Source organism: Aurantimonas sp. C2-5-R2, from assembly GCF_036549495.1.
Lineage (GTDB): Bacteria > Pseudomonadota > Alphaproteobacteria > Rhizobiales > Rhizobiaceae > Aurantimonas > Aurantimonas coralicida_A.
On record NZ_JAZHLJ010000102.1, the window covers coordinates 1 to 10,492 of the forward strand.

Genomic DNA, 10,492 nt, shown 5'->3' on the forward strand with positions numbered 1-10,492 from the left:
AAAGTTCATTGCCCCTGCATCGAGGGCCGCGTAACGTTCAACCCGGCATCGCCGCTCAACGAAGTTCAACAAACTTCGGGACATCCCCCAAGGCTTAGCACCATGCGGTCTACGAGCGGGCGGTATGGCTCCATCAAATCGTCGGCCAGTGGGAATGCGTTGTTCTGGTTGGTGTGATGAATGCCGAATGTCGGATGTAGACCGGCGGCGCAGATGGCGCGCGAGAGGATCGCCCGCAGAACGGTGTAGCCGTAATTGAGCATGGCGTTGGCGCCGTCAGCGTCGCGGTCGCGGCGGAAGTCCGGCCCCATCAACCCATTCCAGTAGCGTCGAGCGGCTTGCGCTTCGAGATTGTCGGGGTCGCCGGATTTGACGCGTTTGGCCATTGCGGCGAGTCCGGCGGCCTCCGCGCCCGCGGAAGCGAGCACAGCGGCCTGCATGGCAATCTTGGCGGAAACGATCTGCCGCCATATCTGCTTCGTCAGGGGTTTAGAAGCCGCTGCCTGGGCGCGCATGCGCACACTCTGGCGGTGATGGCCTTCCAGCGGCCACAGACAGCTGACGGGTGCGTGATTCGCGGCGCAGATGATTACTGGCACATTGCGTTTCGACAATTGCACGAACAGATTGTTGGACCAAGTGAGGCCATGAGCATGGGCGATGACCGCGCCAATATCGTCGAGCGCGATGCGCCCGCGCTCTTCACGGTTTTCGCTGACGGTCATGAAGCCCCGCACGACGGCGAGGTGCAAACCATCGGTTGCAACATCGACAATCCGCTCCATCGCGGCAGACTGCCACAGATAGGTGACGCCGCAAGCAGCAGGCTGCTGTTTACCTTAACGGTTCGGCATCAATGGCGCGGGCCTGGATCGTAGACAGTGCCAAGCTCGTCAATGCGGATTTGCCGCACAGACAGTTTCTTCAAGCCGCCAGCCGTCGGCGCGAAGTATTTAAAGGGGTCGAATTCGATGGGCTCTGCGTCACCGGTGGCGTGTTCCGGCGCTTCCACCGAAAGAGCATCGCGCTTTTTCAGATCGCCAGCTTCGTTGTGATCGGCGAGCGTGATTTGGCCATTTGCGCCGAATTTGACGACCCGCGCAATCGTCTTGCCTCGGGCCGGATGCTCAAATGCCACGAGATCGTTTTGCCGCAGCGACAACACTTTCTTGGCGGTGGGATTGCCGGCACGAACAGCGGATTGCCAGTCTGGCTGATGCACGTCGAATGTCGAAACGACTTCGGCCACCCATCTGCCATCCTTCAATCGCCACACGTCATACCGATGGTTCGAATCGCCTTTGTAACCCTTGAACACCTTTCCGTTTTTGTCGCGGATCGGGATCGTCCTGAGCGTCTCCAGCACCCGCAGGCGCCGAAGGCCCTGAAACGGTCCCGGAGCCTCGGCGAAGGCAAGCAGGGCTGCGGTAAACTCCTTACCTGTCTTGCCACGCGTTGCTTCCCGCAACGCCTCGAGCAATTGCGGGTCGCGGATATCACGCAGCAGCTTTTCGGTGGTGAAGGCTTCGAGTGGTTTGCGCCGCACCACACGGGGCTGTCCCTGTTCGTCCACCTCGTCCGTCGGACCATAGGCCGTGTCGTTATGTAGTTTGCCAGCTGTCTCGTCGAAGCCTTTTTTCAGTTTCGTACCGGACGTGACGCCGTGATCGGGCTTGTGCGAAACGACGGTGTTGCGAACCGCCTCGCGTAACTCGTCGCGAAAACCATCCCAGGGCTCCTTCAGATCGGCAACCACGCGCTCCGCGCCCTCGCTTTCCAATGCGCGCGAAGCCGTTGCCATTTTTTGGATCAGTGCGCGCGACGTACAGGCGATGACGGCGGCGTCGATGGCGTGGTGACGATGGTCGTTGCGGTTCTTTGCCTTCATCGTATAGGCGAAATTGTGATCTGGCAGCAGGTCGTTCAACGCCCAGTTGCGTCGCAGCATTTCCGTCATGCGACCGGGCAGCGCACGAACGCGGCTATTACGTCGCAATACCCCTTCCGCATCGGCTTCCTCATAGGGATACGGCGACGCCAGATAGGTCAGCCCCATGCGCGCGATATATTGCATGTCGGTCAATTGCCGGGCTTCGAAACTCCTTTCGTCGTTGAATCGCTCCATCGCATTGGCTGCGAAACGCCACTGCTTGTTTTTCGGAAGTGCGGTCGCACGGGCGAGAATCTCGTCGTATCGACTGGCCCATGCCGCAACCTCAACCGGAGCCTTGTTGCGCTTTTCGCGATTGGCTTCCGCCATGCAGAGCAGCCGATTGGCCTGGCTGTCATCCAGGGTGCGCGAATATGGCAGAATGTGGTCGATATCGACGGCCGGTGTGAACAGCATGGAAAGTGTGATCGGCCTCCCCGTATAGATGCACACCCGTGCTTCCGGCTTTTCGTGCAACTCCTCCCACTGTTTCAGCCGCATACGGTTATAGCCGGTGTCCGGCTGGCCGAGTTCGATCAGTTTTTTGGAACGGGCTTCCGCCGCGCGTGTGTTCTCACCGATGGTCCTGTTGATGTCCGCCTTTTGATCTTCCGAGAGCTTCAGGTCGCGGCCCAGTTCGATAGCGATGCGGTCGGGCCGGCCATGCTTCTTGATGACCGCATTGACGACGCGCCGCAGCTGATTGAGCGCGATATGTACGGTCGGGTTTGTAATACGCCCCATTTCGGTGTCGTAGGGGTCTGATGGAACGCCTGTGCCAGGGGGGATATGGCGGGCAAGCACCTGCTGGTATTTCGGCAGTTCCGCATAACCTTGGAAATCACGATCGCCCTCGCTGTTGGTGCGGCCGTATACATTGATCGCGGCTTGCGCCTCGGTGATCACTTTGCCGTTTTCGTCGACTGCATTCTCTAGTTCGTCTGACAAGGCCGCGAGCGCCGTCTCGCCCATCCGGCCATAGCCCTCCGGCAGCGAAACCCTGCAAACGGCGTCGATGCCGTCGGCATGCAGCCCGGTATTCTCGCGCAGCCAGTCCACCAGAACGTCCGGGTCGTCGACCTCCCTCAACTGACTCACAATCTCCCATTGCCGTGCGATATCGAAACCGGACCATGCATTGCCGAAAGCATCCTTGTGCGACAGCGAGGCCCATACTTCGTCACCGATCAATTTCGTGCGGTTGTCGCTTTCCTTGTTGAACCGCACGTCGCGCGGTGCTTTCAGCACCTTTCGCAAGGCGGCGAAGCTTACCGATTTCGCGCCGCGCAAACGCAACACCAGGGCATCGCGCTGATCGGGCGTCAGCTTCACAGGCATCTGATCCTCGCCGACAAGGGCAAGCTCATTGACCTCTTTCAGCAGACGGAATTTCTGGAACAGCGGATGTGCCTTGGGCAGGCGCTTTTCATCCGGATTGTAGGTGCAGCGGCCAGGCAGAGCGGGTTTGAGCGGCCGCTGATTAAAAATGATGTCGCGCAAATCTCGCACCACATCCTCGCCCAGCAAATCCGGATAATGTCTGGCCTGCTCTGCGCAGATCGCATCGAACTCCTTCTCCAGATGGCCGCGCGAGGGGTAGAAATCGTAACCGTCGCCACGGGCGCCTTCGCCCATTTCGGGACGCAATCTCGTGCGGACTGACTTTCCATCCAGCCGCCTTTTGTGGAGGAATTCCCCATAGGTGCGAGCGCCCACCTCGCCTATCGCCACGTCGAGGCGCGCGACACCGGTGACGATCTTGCCGGCCTCGTTGTCGCCTTTGTCGGTCTTGCGGTTGGACTTGAAGCCGCGGCGCTGGTCGAGCTGAAACAGAATCCGGCCGATGTGATGCAGATCGAGCTTTTCGTCGAGGGCCTGGGCGCGCAGCGCATAGACATCGGAGGTCAAATCGCCGCCCTTGCCGTCTCCAGTCTCCTTAAGCAGTTTCTTGCGAGCATCTTCACCAGCAGGCATGAGCCCGTATTGCGTCAGCGCTTTTAACAACGCCTTGCGCCGCCTCAGGTAGCGGTCGCGACGCCGCCGCGTGGCCCGCGCATCGCGCCGTGCCACGGCCAGCGATTCACCGGTTTTTGCGTCGCGGCCGGCGGATACCGAGGGCGAAAAGATGCGCGAGCCGATGGCGATGATCCGGCCAGAGCGGGGCTCGCAGCAGGGCTCGCCAGAGGTGGTGATCAGACACCATCCGAGCGAGTTGGTCCCGAGATCGATGCCGAGGGTAGTAAGTCGCTGATTTGCCAAGGTGAGCCTCCTGAGCGTCATTCTTGACAAAGTTTTCTGGCGTGACAATAGTGGCATCCTCAGAAAACGCAGGCCAGCCGTTAACAAGCTGTCCACAGCACCAGATAAGGGTCAGGCTCCGGCCTGACCTTGCAAACAAAGCCAGCGCTCGCGCGCTGGCTTTGTTTGTCAATCGGTTCTGGATTCACATTGACCGCCTTCAGTATCCGTACCGATCTGGCGATCCATGGTTCCATGAGGCGGGGCAAGGGCACGGTCGGCAGCATCTCGACCTGAACCTGCTGATTGATGGTCGCGCGATCTTTGCCGATTTCGGCCAGGCGATGGCCATCAATGAGGGTGATCGCGTGCGCGTGGCCGAGATTCCCAAATTGAACGGCTTGAAGGCTCCGGTCTATCATAACCTGACCACCGGCATCCACGGCTATGGCGGCGTTGACGCACACTCGTGACGGCGGCCACGCGGGACGATGTCGACACTCCCAAGCAACCTAAAATGTTGGTATTTTTGTTGGTATCGTCGTAAATTCTCGTTTCTGTACATCAATTCAATCAATGGCTTACGCCATCGATGTGACGCCGTCCCTGGCACCATTTTTCCTCAATGGCGTGAACAGCCTGCAAGCAGGCTTCTCCGTTCGCCGATTGTGCCGTGCGTGAGAGATCAGCACCGACTCAGCACGGGCTGCCGAAATTCACTTGTCAGGCACATTTCTGGTCCGCTGCTCGCAAATACGGGATGAGGGTTGGCATGATCAGTGCCCCCGCCAGCCTCGCCCAGCGGATTGCGTGGGCCTGCTCTAATGACTTGCCAATCCTTGATCGGCGCGTCAGGCGCTGGCTTGTATACAAGGTACATATGCCTATAAGGCGAATCAATTCCAAAGGAGCCAACCCACTTCCACTCGATGTATATCTGGCTCATACGTAACCTCCATTACCTATAGATCTATTTCCCAATTAGAACGAACGAATATTGATTCAGTATTTTCTACTATTACTATGTGGAATGGGAAAAAAATAAATAATCTTCTCAATAAAAATCCGGAACGATATGTTAAAGAATAGGCATTCCTTGACTCTTCACCTTCGTATTCACGATATGAATAAAGCTTTGCGCCATTTTCTAAAAGAAAATCTACGACCTGCCGACCTGTGCAATTCGCATCTGACAGCGTTTGATCGAATATTCTTTCGTAGTGGATGCCGATATCCTTTAAATATTGATCCATGTTTTGAAGCGGTTCTGAGGCAAGCGCTTCGGCACAGGTCACGCTCGGGGCCGCAGTCGGCGAATTTCCGGTGCCTTTTTCCTGGTCTCGCGTGTCGACCTGGCTCGGAACAATGCCGGTTTCACCTGCGCGCAGCCCATCCGAGCTCAGTTTCGGCGCTGTCGCTTCATCTGGTTCCGTCTGCTCCACGCCGGCGCCCCCGGTGTCTCGCAGTTCGTCCCCGAAGGCGATCGTGGTGAGGGCGACCGGAGCGATTACCCCCAGCGCCGCGAAGGCAAAGGCCAGACGACGGACGCTAGCAATCCGGTTGCGTCGTGTTGCTATATGCGACCGGACCGCTGCCGGCGTCGCCGCAGGACGACGCTTTACGAACTGCGCGGCGATATCCACGCCATCGCTCGCAAGCTTTCGTCTGAGAGGACCATAAGGATCGAAGTCGATCGACATCTTTATTCCTCACTGTTCCCGCATGGCGCGGCGGAACTGATCCGACAGCGGTTTCAGGAGATAGGATATGGCCGTGCGTTCGCCGGTCTGGATGAAGGCCTCGACCGGCATGCCGGGGACCAATGGAAACCGCTTCTTTCACCATGCCCGACCGCGGACCACCTGGCACGCTCAGAACCACACAGCCGCCTTCGGCGTCTGCGGCACCTCGCCCGTCGCCGCGTATTTCAAGGCCTCCGCGACCGCTTCCAGCAGTTGCTCCGGCGTGAACGGCTTCGGCAGGAGGCCGAGGGCCGCGTCTTTGCCAGCCCGTGCAACAGCCGCCTGTCCGGTAATATACAGGCTGGGCACCTGATGCTCGTCACGCAGCCGACGGGCCAGCTCGACGCCGTCGTCGCCGCCCTCCAGATCGATATCGACCAGAGCGAGCGAGATCGTCGAGGACCGCGCGATGTCCAGCGACGGGGCACTGCGCATGGTGGGCCCCAACACCTCGTAGCCGGCGTCCCTCAGATCGTCCTCAATGACCATGGCCACGATCAGATTGTCCTCGACAATCAGCACGGAATGAATTGCGGGCATCTATCGATCCAGTACGCTGCGGGCCGGCACCCGTACCTGCACGTGAAGACCGGCGGGTGTAAATTCAAGATTCGCCTCGCCGTCGAGACTGTGCGCCGCCGAACGGATGAAACGCGTGCCGTAGCCGGTCCGCGACGGCGGTTTGACGCTCGGCCCGCCGCTCTCCGACCAGTCCAGTACGAAGCTGTCGCCCCCCGTTCCCGACTCGACCGACCACTTGACACCGACAGCGCCCTCGCTCGACGACAGCGCTCCGTATTTGGCCGCATTGGTGGCCAGTTCGTACAGACTCAAGGCGATCTTCTGGGCGGGGTCGGACAGCAGCCGCTGATCCGGGCCGGTCGCCACAACCCGCACGTCCTCCGTGTTGAATGGCCTCAAGATCGCTTCCACCAATTCGGTCAACCACACCAATCCGTAGTCGACATTGAACAGGACCGAATGAACGTTACTGAGGGCGTTCAGTCGGCCGGCGAACTCATGGGAAAACTCGTTGAGATCGGCGGAGTTCCGGCGTGTGAGCGAAAACAGCGCATTGACGCTGGCGAGGATGTTCTTGACCCGGTGGTTGAGCTCGTGGCGCAATTCCTCCTGATGCGCGATGTAACGGGCCAGGGCGTACTGACGAATACGGGCGCGCAAAGCCGTATCGACCGAGGTGGTCATCTCGGTGGGATGCACCGGGCGTTGCTTGATGATCAGCTTCGAGCGAGGCATGAGTTCGAGAAGCCGGCCGGCGGCATTGTTGAGATGCAGCGCCGCGTCCAAGAGCACGATGATCGGTAGTTCCGCCCAGTCGTCCTGCTGCGCCAGCATCTGGCTGACGAGCTCCAGCGACTTCTCGGTCAAACCTTCCTGGCTGACGATCAGAACCCCGGCCTCACGCGCCAGACTGGTTTGAAATTGCGCCAGATCGTCGGCGACAATCGCCGTGAAACCGGCGTCCGTCAGTACCTTATGGAGCGTGTCGCCATCGTTCCCATAAGGTGCGTAGATCAGGACGGGCAGTTCGGCAGCCGACGGTATTCGGTCGAAATCCGCTTTCATCGCGTCGGCATCGGGGACGGACTGCCCGGCGGTGGCTGAACGAACTCCCTGATGCTGATGCCTTTGGTATCGATCTGCAATTGCCGGACATCGAGATCGTGCGGACCGTGGCGCTTCTTGACCACGGTGATCGTGCGGCGGACTACCGCCGGCCATTCGTACATGCGCAGGAACACCACCGTATCGCCGAGAAAACTGACGTCGACGGCGGTGTCCATATTGTGGCCGAGCAGGCCGTGCTGGGCGACGATGAGGATGGTCAGGACACCGCGCCGCGAAAGATATTTCAGCAGCGTCTGGATCTGCATGATCGCTTCCTGCGGATTCGGCAGCGCGGCGAGGTAACCGGTGAAGCTGTCGATGACCACCACGCCGGCATTGTTGCCATCCGCCGATTGCTGGGCGATCTGCGAGAATTCACCTTGCGAAATCGCGCCAGGATTGAAGTCCCAGAGTTCGAGCTTCCCGTCGTCGCGATATTTGCGCAGATGCAGACCGAGCCCTTCGGAGCGCCGGAAAAAGGTCTCGACCCGTTCTTCGAACAAAAACAGCGTGACCGATTCACCACGCTCCAGGGCCGCATAGGCGTAAAGCGAGGCAAGGGTCGACTTGCCAGTGCCCGACTGACCGACGATGAGCGTCGTGGTGCCAGGCTCCATGCCACCGCCGAGCATCTCGTCGAGCGCGTCGACGCCCGACTTGATCAGATCCTCGCGGCTGGTCTCCGGTGTGAGTTCCGGCACGATCCGCGGAAACACCCGGACACCCCCGCCTGTCTGGATCGCCATGTCGTGATAACCGTCGAAGAAACTCACGCCACGCATCTTGCGAATATCGATCCGGCGGCGCGCCTGACCATATTCTGGCAGGTACTTTTCCAGGTGGAACAGTCCATGCGCCAGACTTTCGACGACGGCATCGCCGCCGGCCTCCGGCGTCAGGTCGATGAACAGGGTCGCAATGCCCTGTTTTCCGACCATTCGCTTGAACGACAGGATTTCCTCGTGAAACTTCTGGGTGTCGCGGCTGAGCTGGCGAATTTCGACGAGGGAATCGTAGACGATGCGCTTCGGCTTCACCCGGTCAATTGCCGCGTCGACGGCCTCGCGGGTCCGATCGAGACGCACATCCGAAGCGTAGAAGATCGTCTGATCGTCCTGCTTTTCGTCATGACGGGCCGCGTGCAGCTCCTCGATCTCGACCCCGTCGAGCGACCAGCCATGCGATGCCGCGATCTGCTCCAGTTCGGCCTTGCTCTGTGACAGCGACACATACAGAACCGGTTCGCCAGCGGCGGCGCCGGCGATCAGGAATTGCAGCGCAAAGGTGGTCTTGCCGGTGCCGGGTTTGCCCTGGAGCAGATAGAGATGCCGACCGGGAAGCCCGCCGCCCAGCACCGTGTCGAGCCCATCGATTCCGCTGGAAAATTTGCCATTGTTTTTGGCCGGCGACTTCGTGGCCGGTTTATTGGCCGATAGTTTCGTCGCCGGCTTTTTTTTCGGTGGCATCGCGATTCCGCTTTCCAGTGGGGTCGAGAGTGCGGACCATTTCGGCAGATCGGCGGCGTGTCAAGCTGACGCCTCACCGCCCAAGCGGGACCGCGACGCTCTAATTTTCGCGGGCGGGCGGCGGCCCGAAAAGCCGTTCCGGGCGTCGGCGGCCCGTCGCTTGCCCGGCTACGAATATTTTCGGGCTTCCAGCAGCCTATCGGCGCAAAAACGTGGCCGAGACGAGAAGGTCCCGCTTACGGTTAACCTTTCGGAAAACCGCGCTCACATAGAAAGGTTTGAATACTATAATTGGATGGTGACCATGTCGCTTCGTTCTCGTCTCTTCGTCTCGGTTCTTTTCGCCGCGTTCGTCGCCGCGCTGGCGGTCGGCATACCGCTTTTCCTCGGCGCAGACCGTCTGGTCGAGCAAGCGGCAGAGCGCGAACTTGGCATCATGCAGCGCAAGCTCGATCGCTCGATCGCCGCAGAGGTCGACAAGGCGCTCAGCCTCGCGGCTCTGGTGGCGCGCCAGCCGGCCGTCGGGCAAGCCGTCGCTTTCGACCATCGCCAGCGCCTGGCGGATATCTTCGTTCCCGGCTTTGACGCGATGAAGACGCAATACGGTGTGGAGCAGTTCCAGTTTCACACCCCTCAGGGCATTTCCTTCCTGCGCGTCCACAAGCCGGAAAAGTTCGGCGACGACCTGTCTTCGTTCCGCTTCACGGTCGTCGAGGCCAACGCCAACAAGATGCCGGTCATCGGGCTGGAGCGCGGCCGCGCCGGGATCGGTGTTCGAGCCGTCCACCCGATCGAATACAACGGACGCCACGTCGGCACCGTCGAATTCGGACTGGGCTTCGGACAGGAGTTCATCTCCCGCTTGACCGACAGCGCCGATGACGAGGCGGAGCTCTACATCTTCCCAATGGACGAAGTCGCGACCTTTGCCGCCAAGGATACCGCCGATGCCCGTTCGGCGGCGACCTTCCAAGGCGAGCCGCTGCTCGACGGTGCCACCTTGGCACGCGTCCGCGATGGCGAGACGGTTCCCACAACGTCTGTCATCGGCGGACAGCCCCATGTCGGTGTCGCCCGTCCGATCAAGGACTTCGCCGGCAATGTCTCCGGTGTGGCGCATCTGCTGACCTCGCAGGCGGCGCTGCAGGCCATCTCGAGTGAAATCAGCTGGACCGCCGCTTTCGCCGCCTTGCTCGCGATGGGACTGGCCATCGTCGTCGCGCTGTTCGTCGGTCGCCGTATCGGCGGCGCAATCAGCGGCATGGCCGACAGGATGTCCCAACTCGCCGGCGGTGATCTGACCACTGAGATTCCTGCCCTGGAGCAGAAGGACGAGATTGGCCGGATGGCGAATGCGGTGTTGGCGTTCAAGCAGGCGGCGTTGGAGAAGCAGCGCGTCGAGGCCGAGGCGGTGACGCGGCGCGAAGAGGCCGAGGCCGAGCGGCGCCAGAACGGCGAGCGCCAGCAGATGACGGCGCAGGAGCAGG

Annotated in this window: 8 protein-coding genes and 1 pseudogene; 2 read left to right on the forward strand and 7 right to left on the reverse strand. The window is 60.2% G+C overall.

All coding sequences use genetic code 11. The features are described from left to right. Positions 1 to 65 precede the first annotated feature (65 nt). Complete coding sequence (gene cas1, locus VQ044_RS22235) at positions 66 to 785, reverse strand: type II CRISPR-associated endonuclease Cas1 (RefSeq protein WP_327649657.1); 720 nt, start codon at positions 783 to 785, stop codon at positions 66 to 68. Positions 786 to 853: 68 nt separating this feature from the next. Beyond that, on the reverse strand, positions 854 to 4,189 hold the full coding sequence (cas9, locus tag VQ044_RS22240) for a type II CRISPR RNA-guided endonuclease Cas9 (RefSeq protein ID WP_327649659.1): 3,336 nt from the start codon (positions 4,187 to 4,189) through the stop codon (positions 854 to 856). 50 nt (positions 4,190 to 4,239) lie between these two features. Here cas9 and VQ044_RS22245 point away from each other — a divergent pair, with 50 nt between their 5' ends. After that, a complete protein-coding gene (locus VQ044_RS22245) occupies positions 4,240 to 4,641 on the forward strand; it encodes a hypothetical protein (protein ID WP_327649660.1) in 402 nt (133 codons plus the stop codon). 489 nt (positions 4,642 to 5,130) lie between these two features. Here VQ044_RS22245 and VQ044_RS22250 read toward each other — a convergent pair whose 3' ends face one another. The 5 genes and pseudogenes from VQ044_RS22250 to VQ044_RS22270 all read right to left on the reverse strand — a co-directional run bounded on the left by VQ044_RS22250 (position 5,131) and on the right by VQ044_RS22270 (position 9,005). Then, a complete protein-coding gene (locus tag VQ044_RS22250) occupies positions 5,131 to 5,868 on the reverse strand; it encodes a hypothetical protein (RefSeq protein WP_327649662.1) in 738 nt (245 codons plus the stop codon). Positions 5,869 to 5,877: 9 nt separating this feature from the next. Further along, a pseudogene (locus VQ044_RS22255) lies at positions 5,878 to 5,994 on the reverse strand (HlyD family efflux transporter periplasmic adaptor subunit); the annotation flags it as partial. A 45-nt stretch (positions 5,995 to 6,039) separates the two neighbouring features. Then, positions 6,040 to 6,450, reverse strand: a complete 411-nt coding sequence (locus VQ044_RS22260) for a response regulator (RefSeq protein ID WP_327626321.1) — start codon at positions 6,448 to 6,450, stop codon at positions 6,040 to 6,042. After that, a complete protein-coding gene (locus VQ044_RS22265) occupies positions 6,451 to 7,497 on the reverse strand; it encodes a sensor histidine kinase (protein ID WP_327649663.1) in 1,047 nt (348 codons plus the stop codon). Continuing rightward, entirely contained in the window at positions 7,494 to 9,005 is a 1,512-nt protein-coding gene (locus tag VQ044_RS22270; RefSeq protein ID WP_327626323.1) for an ATPase domain-containing protein, read from the reverse strand. The genes VQ044_RS22265 and VQ044_RS22270 overlap by 4 nt, the downstream gene beginning before the upstream one ends. Positions 9,006 to 9,309: 304 nt before the next feature. On the opposite strand from VQ044_RS22270, the gene VQ044_RS22275 reads away from it, so the two are divergent. Beyond that, positions 9,310 to 10,492, forward strand: a 1,183-nt coding sequence (locus VQ044_RS22275) for a cache domain-containing protein (RefSeq protein WP_331827771.1), incomplete at its 3' end; no start/stop codon positions are given.